Below are 16,162 nucleotides of genomic sequence, written 5' to 3'. Positions count from 1 at the left end.
ACTATTGACTTACAGAATCAGGAGATGCGATTATGGCTATGTTTCCCGCATTGATGAACAATTCGATCTTCGGCGACTTCTTCGATGATCCCTTCTTCAACAACTGGCGTGACGGGCGTCGGCAGGGTCAGGGCGCCAAGAACGCGCTGAACAGCCCCCTGATGAACACGGATGTACGTGAGAAGGATGGACAGTACCAGCTCTCCATCGACATGCCCGGCTTCGACAAGAAGGACATCGGTCTGCGTCTGGAGGATGGCTACCTGATTGTCTCCGCCCAGAAGAACAGTGACCAGGGCGACAAGGATGACCAGGGCCGGTGGATCCGGCGTGAGCGCTACACCGGGTCCTGCTCCCGCAGCTTCTATGTAGGCGACAAGGTCCGCCAGGAGGACATTCATGCCCACTATGCCAACGGCACCCTGGAGGTGACCCTGCCCAAGACCAGCATCGAGCCGGCTGACAACACGCAGAACATCGCCATCGAGGACTGAGGGATTCAGGTCCCTATCGGACCGCCTGCACGACTGCTATACTGATTGGGCGACAGCCGTTCAGACGGTCCTTTAGTCGTGTCAACACGCTATTGCCCAATTTTGGGCCCATTAATGCTATACTTACCATTTGGCGTGTCTTTCGGCGCGCTGTGTAACCGGCCGAGGATCGGATAGAAGGCTTATGGCAAAAGATGGTGTGATCGAGGTGGAAGGGCGTGTGGTCGAGGCCCTCCCGAATGCGATGTTCCGCGTCGAGCTCGAGAACAAGCACCTGGTGCTGGCCACCATTTCCGGCAAAATGCGCAAGAACTACATCCGCATTCTGCCCCAGGATCGGGTGGTGCTCGAAATGAGTCCCTACGATCTGAACCGCGGACGGATTACGTACCGGTACAAGTAACAAGGTACACAAGCAAAGGAAAACCATGAAGGTCAGCCCTAGTGTGAAGAGAATCTGCGAGAACTGCCGCGTGATTCGTCGTCACGGCCGCGTCATGGTGATCTGCAAAAACCCACGCCACAAGCAGCGCCAGGGCTGAGCGGATTCCCAGCGGCAACGAACACCAAAGGCGCTGAGTCACAGCCAACAGGCTGAACCCCGGGTGCGCAGGCCCGGGCCGGGAGACCGGAAGACTCGGTGCACGACCTGCGTAGAGCAAAAAGGAATCGCAATGGCACGTCTTGCCGGAGTCGACATCCCCAACGAGAAGCGCATAGAGATAGCCCTCACCTACATCTTCGGTGTGGGGCGTACTCGCGCCAAGGAAACACTTGCCGCGACCGGAGTGAATCCGGACACCCGCGTCAAGGATCTCACGGACGAGCAGCTCATTACGCTGCGTGATTACCTCGAGGGAAACTACAAGATCGAGGGTGATCTGCGTCGTGAGATCGACGCCGATATTCGCCGTAAGATCCAGATCAATTGCTATCAGGGCCAGCGCCACCGCCGGGGCCTGCCCGTGCGCGGCCAGCGGACCAAGACCAACGCCCGCACCCGCAAGGGACCCAAGCGCACCGTCGCCGGAAAGAAGAAGGCGACCAAGTAAGGCCGAATGCGAAGCGGGGATGAGGGTCCCCGATGGTTCGCACAGCAATCAGTTATTCGTTATTCGTGACAAGGAAACGAGGATCAATGGCAGCAGCAAAGCAGGCCGCGCGCAAGCCTCGTCGTCGGGATCGCAAGTCGGTTCCGGTCGGGCAGGCGCATATCAAGTCAACATTTAACAACACCATCATCTCCATCACCGATCCTTCCGGTGCTGTAGTGGCCTGGGCCTCGGGCGGCGATGTAGGCTTCAAGGGCTCCCGCAAGTCCACCCCCTACGCAGCGGGCATGGCTGCCGAATCCGCCGCCCGCAAGGCCATGGAGCATGGGGTCAAGAAGGTGGATGTCTTCGTCAAGGGCCCGGGTTCGGGCCGTGAGACCGCCATCCGCTCCCTGCAGTCCGCAGGCCTGGAGGTCGGTTCCATCTCCGATGTGACCCCACAGGCACACAATGGCGTTCGTCCTCCCAAGCGCCGTCGCGTCTGAGCACTAGAAAACCCATGAATCCACCCGCGAAGACCGGTGAGTGCACCACCGGTCGGAGCTGAAAGGATAGCAACAGTGCTTATTGCACAGCGTCCGACTCTTACTGAAGAAGTCGTCAATGCCCAGCGCTCCCGTTTCACCATCGAGCCCTTGGAGCCCGGATTCGGGTACACCCTGGGCAACTCCCTGCGTCGTACCCTGCTGAGCTCCATACCCGGTGCGGCTGTGACCTCGGTCCGCATCTCGGGTGCCCTGCACGAGTTCACCACGCTGCCAGGTGTGGAGGAGGACGTCACTGAGATCCTGCTCAACATCAAAGGCATCGTGCTGACCAGCGAGTACGACGAGCCCGTGGTCATGTATTTGCGCAAGAGCGGCAAGGGCGAGGCCACCGCCGGAGATATTACTCCGCCGGCCGGCGTCACCGTGGCCAATCCTGATCTGCATATCGCGACCCTTGCCGAGGATGGCGAGCTGGAGATCGAGTTTACGGTGGAGCGTGGGCGTGGATACGTCCAGGCCCAGCTCAACAAGCAGGACAACGATGAGATCGGCCGCATCCCGGTCGATTCCATTTACTCTCCTGTGCTCAAGGTCAGCTACAAGGTCGAGGCCACCCGTGTCGAGCAGCGCACGGATTTCGACAAGCTGATCCTGGACGTGGAGACCAAGCCCGCCATCTCGCCGCGTGACGCGGTGGCGTCCGCCGGGTCGACCCTGGTCGAGCTCTTCGGCCTCTGCCGCGAGCTCAACACCCAGGCCGAGGGCGTGGAAGTCGGACCCGAGCCTGTGGTGGAAGAGGCGGATCCGCAGATGTCCGTGCCGATTGAGGACCTGAACCTGACGCAGCGTTCCTACAACTGCCTCAAGCGCGAAGGAATCCATACCATCGGCGAGCTGGTTTCGCATACCGAGCAGGATCTGCTGGACATCCGCAACTTCGGCATGAAGTCCATCGACGAGGTCAAGGAGAAGCTTGAGGGCATGGGGCTGTCGCTGAAGGCCTCCCCGCTGGGCTTCGACACCAATAATCTCGAGGGGGGCACCTTCTTCTCGCCTGATGACGAGTGAAGGGTAGCAGCCTTCGTATGAGCGGGCGAGGGGGAAGGGTTCCGTCGCCTGCTGACAGTAATTCCGGGAAGTCGGATGTTCGGGCGTATGCCCACCTGTCCTCCCGGGCCGTAAGGAGATAATCCAATGCCAAAACCTAGCAAGGGCCCACGTCTGGCCTCCAGCCCCGCACACGAGCGGCTGATGCTGGCCAACATGGCCACCAGCCTCTTCGCCAACGGCCGTATCACGACCACCCTGCCCAAGGCCAAGCGCCTGCGTCCGCTGGCTGAGCGGCTGATCACCTTCGCCAAGCGTGGGGATCTGCCCGCCCGTCGCCGCGTCATGCGTGTCATCCGCGACAAGTCTGTGGTCCACATCCTGTTCACGCAGATTGCCGAGCAGATGCAGCAGCGTGAGGGTGGCTACACCCGCATCACCAAGATTGCGCCCCGCCGTGGAGACAACTCCCCGCAGGCCGTGATTGAGCTGGTCACTGAGCCTCTATCGGCCAAGAAGGCCGTCGTCAAGGAGGCCGAGTCCGCAGCCAAGGTGGCTGCCAAGGACGACAACGCCGAGGTGGCTGCAGCCACTGATGCGGCCGTCGCCGAAGGCGCAGCCAAGGACGCTGTCGATCAGGCCGTCGAGGCCAATGAGTCCGATCAGGACGTGGCCCAGGCGGACAAGGCCGCCGAGGATCTGGAGCAGACCGCTGCCAAGGCGGATCAGACTGAAGCCCAGGCCGAGGAGGATGCCGACGTGGCTGAGGATGCCGAGAAGGCCGCTGAGTAATCGGTCTTTGTTCTGGTGACGGGGTCGGGGAGCATGGCTCTCCGGCCCCGTTTGTCATTGGTGCCAGGGAGGTCTTGATGGAGGATCGACAGGAAGGGAAGATGTCCCTTGTCAGGCTGCGCATGGATCTGGCCTACGACGGCGGCGGTTTCCATGGCTGGGCCCGTCAGCCTGGGCTTCGTACGGTCCAGGGTTGCATTGAGCATGCCCTGTCTGTGATCACTGGAGTACACAGATCAAAGGACGGGATCGCCCATAGACGAGTTGTCTGGGAGCCAAGACTGGTCGTGGCAGGAAGGACCGACACCGGGGTCCACGCATCTCATCAGGTGGCGCACCTGGACATTCCAGCAGCTGTGCTTCAGGCTTGCAGGGGGCATATGGGGGTCGATGGGGTTTTGGCCCTGGAACGCCGTCTCAGGCACCTGTTGCCTGCTGACATCGTTCTGCTCGGTCTCAGTATGGCCCCTACCGGCTTCGATGCCCGCTTCTCTGCCCTGGAACGCACCTACCTGTACCGTGTCAGCCAGGGCGGTCAGCCAGGGGATCCACGCATGCGGGGCTATGTGCTGGACCTGGAGGGGAGCCTGGATCTGCAAGCCATGAACGAGGCTGTAGCGGTGTGTATCGGGCTGCATGACTTCGGGTCCTTCGCCAGGCCAAACCCCGGCGGTACGACCATCCGCAAGGTCCTGGCCGCACACTGGGATCTGGTTCCCAACGTGAATCTGTTCGAGACCGCTCCGGGACAGAGCGCCGTCGGATACCTTCCTCCCTTCATGGAATCCGGGCTTACCGTCTTTCGGATCGTAGCCGATGCATTTGCCCATAACATGGTCCGCTCGTTGGTCGCGGCCTGTATTCAGGTGGGCCAGGGACGCCGGTCCGTGCAATGGTTTGCCGACAAGGTAGCCCATCCCCTGCGTGAAGGTTCCACCGGTCCCATAGACGCTCGGGGTCTGACCCTGGAACATGTGGCCTACCCGCCTGATGACCAGCTTGCTGAACGCGCACAGGCCATCCGAGCCCGCCGGACGCTTTGACATCAGGGTTGTGTCCATAGTGACGGTCGACTGCGCCACGCCGCTTGCCAGGTAGGGACTCTGTGGCATAATGGAAAAGTTGTTGTTCGGCAGTGTCGGGCAACGACCATGGTTGAGTGTCCGAGCGGTCTAAGGAGCACGCCTCGAAAGCGTGTGAGGGCAACTCCCTCCGCGAGTTCGAATCTCGCCTCAACCGCCCCCATTGGCCCTGGCCTTACGGTCGGGGCCTTTTATGGTTAATCCTGTTGCCGCATTGCACTGTTGTGGTGGCTCACTTGGAGCATCAAGTTCGTAATTGCTGCTGATATGCAGTCCATAGAAGACCGGCTCTTTACGTGGTAACCGAAAGAATGACACCCGATTTATTTACGGATTGTCAGACGTGACGAGTCTTCAGCATGCCCTCGCCGGCTACATAGTCCGGCATGGCCATGAGCCGCCATGCCGAGCAAAGAAAAAGACCGTCCAATGCAGAAGGCGATGTGGTGGCCAGCACCAGGTCGCCTCCTACACTGCACGGGTTCATACCCCCCTGCGTTCCTATGGAATACTCCTGTGGAACACGTTCTATAATATCACCACCCGAGCCTTTGACGCCACCCGCAAGGTTTCGTTAAATCTGCAGTAAGCAATAATTGATTTGTGCGCCTGATGATTGATCTTCACGATGAATCAGGTTTTAAGCATGAATGGCCTGGGTTGCTTGTATATACGTATGGGAGAACTCGCGAGTGCGATCAACGCAACCTACGGGTGGCCTGGCCTGGCCTGGACGTCAGCGCTTTGGTGTCTGCAGCAGGGTTGACGATGTGGCCGGGTAGCCGAGGTTCATGGCCATGGACATGTGGGCTACGATCATGTCGACAAGGGCCGATGTGGCCTGCTGGTGGCTTTTCGCGTTCTGGCTGGCGTCAGTTCGTATGGTGCCTGAGGAGCCGTTCAGTTTTCTCCCCACGGCCAGCAGGGTCCGGGCCGTATCCATCTCGATCAGGGCAGGGGTAGGGGTCTGTATTCCGTTGGCGGGGTCGGTGCACTCGTCGGGGTGCGCCAGTAGATCAGTGGTGGGATAGACCCCCTGCCGGGGATCGTGCTTGGCGTGACCGACCAGAATCTGCGCGGCAGCAGTGTGTGCATCGGCTAGGGTGAGCATCCAGGCGGCATCCGTCCTGCGTGCTGCGAGCACCGAGAGTGCGAATCCGGAACGGTCTTCGCCTGTGATGGCCTGATCGGCCAATTCAACGGGCAGCGCCTTGGCCAGGGGGTCCAACCGCTGTGCAGCCTGGACCAGCCTCAACGTAGCTGTTTGACGACTGGCCTGCCCGCCTTGGGACGCCGCCAAAGCCTGGGCTGCGTGTACCGTGGCTTCGTCCAGGCGAGCAGGGCACTCACGGGCCGCTTGGACCCAGGCTTGGGCCCGGGTATCTGCCTGATCTTTTTGAAGCCGTTCCGACTGCCGGGCTCGGGTCCATGCCTGCTCACAGGCTGTGGGACGGAGATTGTCGGGGTCGTGCTGGCTGACATGCACCGCTGAGGGTGCACATCCTGAGATGGTGACAGCCAGCAGAAGAACTGCGATACCGGCCCTCATTCGTCGTGCCAGGATGGTTGGCCGACGACTCGCCCACCCTTGGTGTTCGGGAACCGGCTGTGTCTGCATGAAAGGCTAGAATAGTAGGCATTGCAGACTAAAAGAAGCACGGTCTGAATAACTTCATAGGAGGTCTTGACATGGAACTGGACCTGGCTGAAATTCATCAGCTGGCACACGAACAAGGGATTGATGCCGAGACCTTGGATCAAGCATTGAGCGAGGCCCTTCTTCTGGCCTACCAGAAGTCGCCTCATGCAGCCAAACACGCACGTGTGGAGCTGGACGAACGTGCGGGGACTTTTACCATCTGGGCACAGGACGAGATTGCTCGCGAACCCACCCCCGAAGAGCCTGAACCTGGATACGATCTGGGCGAGGAATACGACGACACACCGAAGGACTTCGATCGGCTGGCGGCCTCCACGGCCCGCCAGGTCATCCGCCAGCTCTTCCGCCAGGCCGATGACGAGCGTGTGTTCGGAGCCTTCTCGGGTCAGAAGGGCCATCTGATTACTGGAATCGTGCAGCAGGATGCCAGCGATCCCGGCAATGTGCATGTGGCCGTAGATAATGTCGAGGCCATTCTGCCCCGCCGCGAGCAGGTGCCTGGAGAGCATTACCGGCACGGCCAGCGGATCCGTGTCTACGTGGTCAATGTCTCCCGTGGGCTCAAGGGGCCGGAAATCATCGTGTCGCGTTCCCATCCGGAGCTGGTTCGCCGCCTCTTCGAACGGGAGGTGCCCGAGCTGGTCTCCGGCGCAGTCTCCATCATGGCCATTGCCCGTGAGGCCGGGGCCAGAACCAAGATCGCGGTCCGTGCCAACACCAAGGGGGTCAATCCCAAGGGTGCGCTGATCGGCCCGGGGGGCGCTCGCGTCCGTGCAGTCATGGAGAACCTGGGACCTGAGAAGATCGACATTGTCGACTGGTCCAAGAATCCTGCCGAGTTTGTGGCTGCGGCCCTGTCTCCGGCCGTGGTCCGCCAGGTGCAGATCGTCAGCGAGTCCAACCGCACGGCCATTGCTTTCATCAAGGACGCCCAGCTCTCCCTGGCCATCGGTAAAGAGGGCCAGAACGCCCGTCTTGCCGCCAAGCTGACCGGCTGGAAGATCGGCATCGAGTCCGAGGAGGCACACCAGCAAAAACTGCGTGAGCTGCAGGCGCAATCGGCTTCGGCTGCCGGTGAAGACGCCTGAGAGCAAACATCCGACGACGCGAGTATGCTGGACCCGGTATCCCGAGTCCGGTGGTTCATGCCGTCGGCCCCGGCACAGAGACGAGGTAACACGATCATGGTCGCACGATGAGACAGGATATGTTCGCCGTCATGAAAGAGTGATCGCGCCGGTCATATGCGCGGTCCGGTAAGGAGAAAGTAAGTGCCCAAAGCACGCGTGTATGAGCTGGCCAAGGAATTTGGCGTAGACAGCAAGACTGTTCTGGCGAAATTGAAGGACATGGGCGAGTTCGTCAAGTCCGCATCCTCCACTGTCGAGGCCCCTGTGGTTCGTCGACTCAAGAACGCTTTCCCGCAGAAGGGACAGGGCGACGCTGGTCAGGCCGCTGCACGAAATGCCCGCCCCGGCAGCCCTAATCATGGAAGCGGCCAGGGTCAGCATGGCCGCCCGCAGTCCGGTGGCACCCAGCAGTCCACACCTGGGCCCAAGCCCGGACAGAACCGTCGGCCCTCGGCCGGCGGTGATGCGCCGCGGGGTCAGCAGCGTCCCGGTGGCCACTTCCCCAAGCCCGGTGCCCCCCAGGGCAACCGCAACGAGCACGAGCAGCGCAACCAGTCCCGTGGCCCCAAGCCTTCAGCCATGGGCAGGCCCGGCCCCCAGGGCTCGCGCAACAACGGTCGTCCCGGTGGCTCCAACGCTGCGGCGGCACGTCATGGCGCACGGCCGGGAGCATCCGCGCCTCGTCCAGGCAACAATCCTTTCAGCCGCAAGCAGGGGATGAAGGCCCCTATGCCTTCGGACATCCCCAGGCCGCACCCCATGGCCAGACCCACCGTCAACGACTCCCGCAGGGGTCGGGGCGGATTCCGCAACGGTCGCGGCGGTCGCACCGGACAGGGCGCCCGCCCAGGGCAGTGGGGCCATAGCCGTCCCGGACAGCAGACGCATCAGGGCGGCGGCAGTCGTTTCGGCGGTGCTTCATCGGCGCCCTCAGGTGGCTTCCGCGGCGGTTCAGGCCGTGGTGGTCGCGGTCGCGGCGGCGCTGCTGGAGCATTCGGTCGCCAGGGAGGCAAGTCCTCCAAGGCCCGCAAGAATCGGATGGCCAAGAGGCATGAATTCCAGGAGATGAAGGCACCCGTCATTGGCGGCGTGCGCATCCCTGCCGGCAATGGCCGTACCGTCAAGCTGCGCCAGGGCGCCACCCTGGCCGACCTGGCTGACAAGATCAACGTCAACCCCGCCGCCCTGGTCACGGTCCTCTTCCACCTGGGCGAGATGGCCACGGCCACCCAGTCCCTGGATGAGGCCACCTTCCAGATCCTGGGCGATGAGATCGGGTGGAAGATCCGCATCGTCTCCGCCGAGGAGGAGGACAAGGAGCTTCTTCAGCAGTTCGACATCAACCTGGACGAAGAACGTGAGGACCAGGACGACAAGAACCTGCAGCCCAGGCCTCCGGTGGTCACGGTCATGGGCCATGTCGACCACGGCAAGACCCGGTTGCTGGACACCATCCGCAAGACCAACACGACCACCCAGGAGGCTGGCGGCATCACCCAGCGCATCGGGGCCTACCAGGCCACGGTCACCCTGGACGGGGAGGATCGCAAGATCACCTTCCTGGACACCCCCGGCCACGAGGCCTTTACGGCCATGCGTGCCCGTGGTGCCGAGCTGACCGATGTGGCTGTCCTGGTGGTGGCCGCGGACGACGGCGTCATGCCGCAGACCGTGGAGGCCATCAACCATGCGCAGGCCGCCCATGTACCCATCGTGGTGGCTGTCAACAAGATTGATGTCGAGGGAGCCAACCCCCAGAAGGTGCGCGGCCAGCTGACCGAGTTCGGTCTGGTATCCGAAGAGTACGGCGGCGACACCATGTTCGTCGACATCTCCGCCAAGCTGGGCACCAACGTGGACAAGCTCCTGGAGGCCGTCCTGCTGACTGCCGACGCCGACCTTGACCTTCGGGCCAACCCCGACATGGACGCTCGCGGCGCCACGGTCGAGGCCCGTCTGGACAAGGGACGCGGGGCTGTGGCCACTGTGTTGGTCCAGCAGGGGACCCTGCATGTGGGCGATGCCATTGTGGCTGGATCGGCCTATGGCCGTGTGCGCGCCATGCTGGACGAGAACGGTCGGCAGATGGATGCTGCCGGTCCTTCCACACCTGTCCAGGTGCTTGGTCTTACCTCGGTGCCCACCGCCGGTGACCTCTTCCTGGTCGCACCCGACGATCGCACCGCTCGTCAGATCGCCGAGAAGCGCGAGGCTTCGGCCCGCGCCGCGCAGCTGGCCAAGCGTCGCAAGGTGGTCTCCCTGGAGAGCCTGAAGGAGCAGTTCGCCAAGTCCGAGGTGGACATGCTCAACATTGTCATCAAGGGCGACTCCTCCGGTTCGGTCGAGGCCCTGGAGGACTCCCTGATGAAGATCGAGGTCTCCGACGAGGTCGGGATCCAGGTCATCCACCGGGGTGTGGGCGCCATCACCCAGAACGACGTCAACCTGGCCACGGTCGACAAGGCCGTCATCATCGGCTTCAATGTCCGTCCCAACAGGCAGGTCCAGGATCTGGCCGACCGCGAGGGTGTGGAGATCAAGTACTACTCGGTCATCTACAACGCCATCGAGGACATCGAGGCTGCACTCAAGGGTATGCTCAAGCCGGAGTACGAGGAGGTCACCACCTCCCACTCCGAGATCCGCGAGATCTTCCGCTCCTCCAAGTTCGGCAACATCGCCGGCGTCATGGTCCAGGACGGCACCGTCAAGCGGGGCACCAAGGCTCGCATCGCCCGCAACGGGGTGGTCACCATCAACGACCTGGAGATCTCCTCCCTGCGCCGGTTCAAGGACGACGTCAACGAGGTGTCCGAAGGCTACGAGGCTGGCATCAACCTGGGCTCCTTCAACGACATCGAGGTGGGCGATATCATCGAGACCTACGAGATGCGGGAAGTGGAACGCAAGTAGGGCCTGTCGGCCATCCGACCGCGCGTCGGATGGCCCGTGGCGATCCGCCCCGGTCTGGGTACTGCCCGGCCGGGGCGGATGTCCATGAATGCGACGATTGGTCATGGACGGTTCGAGAAAGGAATCATGATGGCTGGAAATCCCCGCGCTGTACGCATAGCGGCCCTGATACAACGGGTCGTGGCCTCTGCGCTGGAGTCCCAGATGCACGACAAGCGCCTGGCAGGGGTCACCGTCACTGAGGTCCGGGTCACCAACGACCTGCAGATAGCCAAGATCTACTGGACCCAGCTGGGTCGGTCCGGTCACGAGGCCGGGGAACGCAAGCGTGCCCAGCAGGCCCTGCGGCAGGCCTCCGGCAGGCTGCGCACCCTGGTCGGTGCCCGGGCTGGTCTGCGGCTGACACCTACGCTGCGCTTCATCTACGATGAGGTGCCTGCCGAGGCGACCGAAATTGAGGATGTGCTGACCGCGGCCCGTCACCGGGATGAGGCCATGGCCAAGGCCCGGGTCAATGCCAGCTATGCCGGTGACCCCGATCCATATCGGCATGACGACGAGGAAGAGACCGATGGGTCGGACTCCGTCCCTGATGAACCTGCGGCGGAGGATGCGGATGAAGCCGACCGCTGAGCCGTCGGACGGCATAAAGTCCGGCGCCGGTGAACCGACCTCGGGCATCATCCTTGTTGACAAGCCGAGCGGTGTGACCAGCCATGACGTGGTGGCAGCCGTTCGATCCAGCGTCGGCATGCGTCGTGTAGGTCATGCCGGGACCCTGGATCCCATGGCCACCGGCCTGCTGGTCCTTGGATTCGGCCAGGCCACGCGGTTGCTGACGGTCATCGTCGGCCATGACAAAACCTACCGGGCCACCATGCGCCTGGGACTGGGCACGACGACGGACGATGCGGACGGGGATTTGCTGCCGGTGCGCCCTGGAGCTGCGCAGAGGGTGGACGAGCTGACAGCCCAGGGTCTGCAGGATCTGATTGATCGCTGCTTCACCGGCTGGATCGACCAGGTGCCCGATGCCTTCTCCGCCATCAAGGTCAAGGGCAGGCGGGCCTATGATCTGGCTCGCGCAGGCCAGGAGGTCAGGCTGGAACCTCGCCGCATTCGGATTGCATCCTTCCGTGTGCTCGACTTTCGCCGTGTGGATCTGCCCGACCAGGGCGCCAGGGTGGTCGATGCGGATGTGGAGGTGACCTGCTCCAGCGGCACCTACATCAGGGCGCTGGCTCGCGACCTGGGCGAGCGGCTGGATTTTGGCGGCCACCTGACCGCCCTAAGAAGGATTCGTGTGGGTCCGTTCGACCTGGAGGATCCCGACCTCAAATCTAAGGTTGTGGGCGGTCAGGTGGTCCCTCACACCTACCGGAACCGACAGGGTCAGACGATTGTCCGAAGTCGTATGGTCCCTGACCGCGACAGGAGGGGGATGTTGGATGGTTCCCTAGGTCTGGCGCAGGCGGCACGCATGAGCATGCCTGCCCTGAACCTGGATGCCGATCAGTCCGCCAGAGTCGCTAACGGAGGATTCTTGGATCTGCCTGTCGCCGGGCCCACGGCCGCCCTGGCCGGACCTGAGGACAGGCAGCGGCTGGCTGCTATCCTGGTGCCCGGTCCACGAGGCGGGGCCAAGCCGGACGTGGTCTTCCACCCCGAGGCCTGAGTGGGCAGGTTCGGGTTCAGCCTCAGGGTCTTGCCAGGGGGCGACGGTGGGAATACAGTGCTTAAGGAATTTTCGGCGCCCGGGTTCGGGGGCCGTCATGACTAAGTGATGGGAAGCGGATGAAGGTCAGCCAGGTCAGCCCGGATGAGTCGGGCATTGTCAGGTGGCCGGGAACCTTGGGGGCCCGGTCCAGCGTGATTACCATCGGTGTCTTCGATGGTATGCATCGGGGTCATCAGGCCCTCCTGCGCCGGGTGGTAGAGCTGGCTGCCAAGGGCCAGGACCGGCCTATGGCTCTAGTCTTTGACCCCAGTCCCAAACTGGTCCATAGCTATGCTGACAGCCATGACATGACTGAGCCCTCCCTGGACCTGATCCGCCATGACCCTGATCAGATCATGCCTCTGGAGGAGCGCCTGCGGCTGATGGCCCAGCTGGGGCTGGATCAGGCTGTGGTGGTGCGATATACGCTGGCCTTTGCAGCCAAGTCCTACAGGTTCTTCCTCAAGCAGCTTACCGAACAGTTGGCCATGCGGACGCTGGTCCTGGGCCGTGATGCGCAGATGGGTGCAGGGCGGGTCGGTGACATCGAGGCCATAGGTGACCTGGCGGACACAGGACTGTTCAACCTGGAAGTCGTGGACGACCAGGGACCCGGCGACTGCACCCTGCCTGACGCTGACGGCCTGGAGCGACGCCGGGTAAGAGCCTGGAGCAGCTCCCACCTTCGGCAGTTGATCCTGGATGGCGATGTGGATACGGCACTGGATATTCTGGGCCGACCGCACATGGTTCAAGGCACAGTGGTCCATGGGGAGCAGCGGGGCCGCCGCTTGGGATTTCCGACTGCCAATCTTGCTCCCGACAGTCAGGGGATGATGCCTGCAGATGGAGTCTATGCAGGCTGGCTGGTTGACCTGGGACTGCCTACGGATCCGATGGCGACGTCGGAGGGCCGGGAGGGTCGGCTGGCTCAGGGTTCGCCCTGGCGGATGCCTGCCGCCATCTCCATCGGCACCAAGGAGACCTTCCTGGCCCCGGGGGAGCGGATGCCGAGAATCCTGGAGGCCAATGCCGTCCGGCCGGATTGGGTGGACCTCTACGGCCACCGGGTCCGGGTGGAGTTCCTCAGCCGTCTGCGCGGTCAGAAGCGGTATGCGGGCGAGGAGCCCCTCAAACGACAGCTGGCCTTGGACGCCGATCGCACCCTGGAGCTGACTAAGGCCACAGGAAGAGTGTTCTCCGCCAACTGAAGGCTGTAAGGCCGTGGGTACCCTGGAACTCACAGCCCTCTGAAGTGGCTGAAGAACTCCCTGGTGCGTGGATTCTCCGACTCGTCCATGACCTCTTCCGGAGTTCCGTTCTCGGCGATGACACCGTCCAGCAGAAGAACCACCCGGTTGGCTGCGTGATGGGCGAAACTCATCTCGTGGGTGGCCATGAGGATGGTGGTGCCGCCGGCGGTCAGCTCCGAGACCATGGCCAGTACCTCGCCCACCAGCATGGGGTCCAGGGCTGAGGTGATCTCATCCAGCAGGAGCAGTTCCGGATCGGTCATCAGGGCTCGGACGATGGCCACCCGCTGCTGCTGGCCGCCGGAGAGCTGGTCGGGGTATGCTCCGGCCTTCTTCCTCATACCGATCCGGTCCAGCAGTTCCAGGGCCCGCTCCCTGGCCTGGTCCTTGGGCATGCCGTGGACTTTGATGGCCCCCAGGGTCACGTTTTTCAGGACGTTCATGTGGGGGAAGAGGTTGAATTGCTGGAAGACCACGCCGATTCTGGCCCGGCAGGCATCCTGGTTGATCCTGGGGTCGGTGATGTCGGTGCCGCCCAGCCAGATTCTGCCGTCGTTGACGGTCTCCAGCAGATTGATGCACTTCATCAGGGTGGACTTGCCCGACCCGGATGGGCCCAGCAGTGCCACGGTCTCATGAGGCATGATGGTCATGGAGATGCCGCGCAGGACCTTGTTGCCGCCAGGATAGGTCTTTCGCACATCCTCCAGACGGAGCACCGGCTGGTCCTGATCGGCGCCTGCCTGTTCGCTCATACCATGCCTCCGCTCTGTTCGCGCTTGCGCAGCCGGTTGGAATACCAGTCATTGAGAAGAATAAAGGGGACCGAGGTGGCGATGAAGAGCACCGAGGCCACCACGTAGGGGGTGAAGTTGTAGGAGGTGGCCACGATGATCTGGGCCGCCCTTACCGCGTCGACGGCTCCGAGAACCGAGATCAGCCCCACGTCCTTCTGCATGGAGATGAAGTCGTTCATCAGTGCCGGAGCCACCTTGCGCAGGGCCTGGGGGATGACTACCAGACGCATGGTTTGCCCCGAGGTCAGGCCCAGTGAGCGTGCAGACGCCCTCTGGGAGGGGCCGACGTCCTGGAAGCCGGCCCGCAGCACCTCGGCGATGTAGGCCGAATAGGAGAGGATGACCGCCACGGTTCCCAGCAGGGCTGCCGGAATCCGGTTGAAGATGGCCAGTCCGGGGATGCCGAAACCGATCAGGTAGAGGACCACGATCATGGGGATGCCCCTCATGATCGTGGTGTAGACCTGGGCCAGCACCCGCAGGGGAAAGAGCAGCGGGTTCCGGCTGGTGCGGATCATGGCCAGCAGGGTGCCGAGCAGGGCCACACCGATGACCGCGAAGAAGAGGACCTCCAGATTGAGCCAGAGCCCCTGGAGGACCTTGGGAAAGGCTTGGGCGAAGTAGGCGCCGGAGAAAAACGACTGCTTGACTCGCGGCCAGCCGGGTGAGGCGTGCAGCCCCAGAGCGATCAGCAGGGCCAACACCAGGGTACTGGCGATGCTGATCCCCACTGAGCGCAGATTCTGTCGACGGCCGTAGCGTTCCCGTTCCCGTTGAATATCGCTGACCGCGTCCTGTGCCGAGGTGGCCATGAACGACAAGGTTTCCTTTCTTCCCTCAGCCCAGGGTAGGCAGGGAGGTGTAGACGTGCAGCCACTGCTTCTGCAGCTTGTCCAAGGTCCCATCCTTCTTCAGGGCGGTGACGGCCTTGGAGGCGGCCGGGGTCAGCTTGGAGCCCTTGGGCAGGACTATGCCCATGCCCTCAGGATCCTGCGAGCCCTTGATCTGCCCGAGGATCTTGGCGTCCTTGACCTGCCCGGAATCGACCATGGTCACGGCCGAGGGGGTGTCCACGACAAGCGCGTCGATCTGATTGGCGTCCAAGGCCTGGGATGAGGCCACGTCGTCGTTGAAGGTGTCGATGTCGGGCTTGACCAGCTTGTGGGCCATCTCGTAGGAGGTGGAGCCGACCATGGCTCCTATCTTGGCGTCCCTGATCTGGGCGAGGGAGGTGGCGGAAGCGTATGGAGAGTTGTTTCTGACCACCAGCGACTGGGTGGAGTTGTAGTAGCTGGGAGTGAAGTCCACAGCCTGCCGGCGTTCCGGGGTGATGGAGAACTGCTGGATGTTCAGGTCGTAATCCTTGCTTCCCGGGGCGATGGCGGCGTCGAAGGTGGTCCTGGTCCAGGTGACGTGCGCCTTGTCGAAGCCCATTTTCCCTGCTACTGCGTAGGCCACGGCCGCCTCGTAGCCCTTGCCGGATTCGGGCTTGTTGTCCTGCACGTAGGGGGCGTAGGCCGGGTCCCCGGTGGCGATGGTCAGGGTGCCGGGGTTGATGGTCTGCTGGGTGATGTCCTGCTTGTCCGCCGACTGCCCGCTGCTGCTCGATGAGGAGCCACAGGCCGCGCCGGCCATGAGCGTGACTGTCGTAAGTGCGGCCGCCGCCAGCCTGCGTATGGTTTTCCTGGTGAAGATGGTCATGCTGATCTGCTCCTCGCGATGATGATGGGTGTCGGT

The 16,162-nt window shown here is 62.6% G+C and carries 17 protein-coding genes, 1 tRNA gene and 1 pseudogene; 14 read left to right on the top strand and 5 right to left on the bottom strand.

From position 1 onward, the window contains the following. The first annotated feature begins 32 nt into the window (after nt 1–32). From JF70_RS06435 to JF70_RS06400, 9 genes and pseudogenes are all read left to right on the top strand, one after another. Nucleotides 33–494, top strand: a complete 462-nt coding sequence (locus JF70_RS06435; protein WP_045935704.1) for an Hsp20/alpha crystallin family protein — start codon at nt 33–35, stop codon at nt 492–494. Nucleotides 495–678: 184 nt separating this feature from the next. Further along, on the top strand, nt 679–897 hold the full coding sequence (gene infA / locus JF70_RS06430) for a translation initiation factor IF-1 (RefSeq protein WP_015022331.1): 219 nt from the start codon (nt 679–681) through the stop codon (nt 895–897). A 25-nt stretch (nt 898–922) separates the two neighbouring features. After that, the gene (gene rpmJ / locus JF70_RS08795) at nt 923–1,036 is read left to right on the top strand and encodes a 50S ribosomal protein L36 (protein WP_015022330.1); all 114 of its coding nucleotides are present in this window, start codon (nt 923–925) and stop codon (nt 1,034–1,036) included. Between the two features lie 132 nt (nt 1,037–1,168). After that, nucleotides 1,169–1,546 carry a 30S ribosomal protein S13 gene (gene rpsM, locus JF70_RS06425; RefSeq protein WP_015022329.1) on the top strand — a complete coding sequence of 126 codons (378 nt, stop codon included), beginning with the start codon at nt 1,169–1,171 and terminating at the stop codon, nt 1,544–1,546. 86 nt (nt 1,547–1,632) lie between these two features. Then, nucleotides 1,633–2,031: a 30S ribosomal protein S11 gene (gene rpsK, locus JF70_RS06420; protein WP_015022328.1), complete on the top strand. Its 399-nt coding sequence runs from the start codon at nt 1,633–1,635 to the stop codon at nt 2,029–2,031. A 75-nt stretch (nt 2,032–2,106) separates the two neighbouring features. After that, on the top strand, nt 2,107–3,102 hold the full coding sequence (locus JF70_RS06415; RefSeq protein ID WP_015022327.1) for a DNA-directed RNA polymerase subunit alpha: 996 nt from the start codon (nt 2,107–2,109) through the stop codon (nt 3,100–3,102). A 126-nt stretch (nt 3,103–3,228) separates the two neighbouring features. Further along, nucleotides 3,229–3,747, top strand: a pseudogene (rplQ, locus tag JF70_RS06410) (50S ribosomal protein L17); the annotation flags it as partial. Between the two features lie 203 nt (nt 3,748–3,950). Further along, nucleotides 3,951–4,916 (top strand): tRNA pseudouridine synthase A, encoded by a 966-nt coding sequence (locus tag JF70_RS06405; RefSeq protein WP_156149627.1) that lies wholly within the window; start codon nt 3,951–3,953, stop codon nt 4,914–4,916. Between the two features lie 110 nt (nt 4,917–5,026). Further along, nucleotides 5,027–5,112, top strand: a tRNA-Ser gene (locus tag JF70_RS06400). Between the two features lie 180 nt (nt 5,113–5,292). Here the strand turns inward: JF70_RS06400 and JF70_RS08990 are convergent. Together JF70_RS08990 and JF70_RS08595 are read right to left on the bottom strand one after the other, a co-directional pair. Then, complete coding sequence (locus JF70_RS08990; RefSeq protein WP_156149626.1) at nt 5,293–5,442, bottom strand: hypothetical protein; 150 nt, start codon at nt 5,440–5,442, stop codon at nt 5,293–5,295. Between the two features lie 249 nt (nt 5,443–5,691). Next, complete coding sequence (locus JF70_RS08595) at nt 5,692–6,573, bottom strand: hypothetical protein (RefSeq protein WP_156149625.1); 882 nt, start codon at nt 6,571–6,573, stop codon at nt 5,692–5,694. A 71-nt stretch (nt 6,574–6,644) separates the two neighbouring features. Between JF70_RS08595 and nusA the strand changes: the two genes are divergently transcribed. The 5 genes from nusA to ribF all read left to right on the top strand — a co-directional run bounded on the left by nusA (nt 6,645) and on the right by ribF (nt 13,586). Then, entirely contained in the window at nt 6,645–7,703 is a 1,059-nt protein-coding gene (nusA, locus tag JF70_RS06390) for a transcription termination factor NusA (protein WP_045935701.1), read from the top strand. A gap of 183 nt (nt 7,704–7,886) precedes the next feature. Next, nucleotides 7,887–10,658 carry a translation initiation factor IF-2 gene (infB, locus tag JF70_RS06385; protein ID WP_045935700.1) on the top strand — a complete coding sequence of 924 codons (2,772 nt, stop codon included), beginning with the start codon at nt 7,887–7,889 and terminating at the stop codon, nt 10,656–10,658. Nucleotides 10,659–10,787: 129 nt separating this feature from the next. Beyond that, a complete protein-coding gene (gene rbfA / locus JF70_RS06380) occupies nt 10,788–11,291 on the top strand; it encodes a 30S ribosome-binding factor RbfA (protein ID WP_045936201.1) in 504 nt (167 codons plus the stop codon). Next, nucleotides 11,275–12,333, top strand: coding sequence for a tRNA pseudouridine(55) synthase TruB (gene truB, locus JF70_RS06375; RefSeq protein ID WP_045935699.1), 1,059 nt, complete (start codon nt 11,275–11,277; stop codon nt 12,331–12,333). The genes rbfA and truB overlap by 17 nt, the downstream gene beginning before the upstream one ends. A gap of 119 nt (nt 12,334–12,452) precedes the next feature. After that, nucleotides 12,453–13,586, top strand: coding sequence for a bifunctional riboflavin kinase/FMN adenylyltransferase (gene ribF / locus JF70_RS06370; RefSeq protein WP_045935698.1), 1,134 nt, complete (start codon nt 12,453–12,455; stop codon nt 13,584–13,586). Nucleotides 13,587–13,615: 29 nt separating this feature from the next. On the opposite strand, the gene JF70_RS06365 is transcribed toward ribF, so the two are convergent. From JF70_RS06365 to JF70_RS06355, 3 genes are read right to left on the bottom strand one after another with little or no spacing between them, the layout of a single operon-like run. Continuing rightward, nucleotides 13,616–14,383 (bottom strand): amino acid ABC transporter ATP-binding protein, encoded by a 768-nt coding sequence (locus JF70_RS06365; protein WP_045935697.1) that lies wholly within the window; start codon nt 14,381–14,383, stop codon nt 13,616–13,618. After that, entirely contained in the window at nt 14,380–15,237 is an 858-nt protein-coding gene (locus tag JF70_RS06360; protein ID WP_045935696.1) for an amino acid ABC transporter permease, read from the bottom strand. Before JF70_RS06360 ends, JF70_RS06365 begins: the two co-directional genes overlap by 4 nt. Before the next feature lie 25 nt (nt 15,238–15,262). Further along, complete coding sequence (locus JF70_RS06355; RefSeq protein WP_045935695.1) at nt 15,263–16,126, bottom strand: ABC transporter substrate-binding protein; 864 nt, start codon at nt 16,124–16,126, stop codon at nt 15,263–15,265. Nucleotides 16,127–16,162 lie beyond the last annotated feature (36 nt).

The organism is Bifidobacterium mellis (genome assembly GCF_000967265.1).
GTDB classification, from domain to species: domain Bacteria; phylum Actinomycetota; class Actinomycetes; order Actinomycetales; family Bifidobacteriaceae; genus Bombiscardovia; species Bombiscardovia mellis.
The sequence above is the reverse complement of the archived record's forward strand: the minus strand, read 5'-3'. Positions and strand labels throughout refer to the sequence as shown.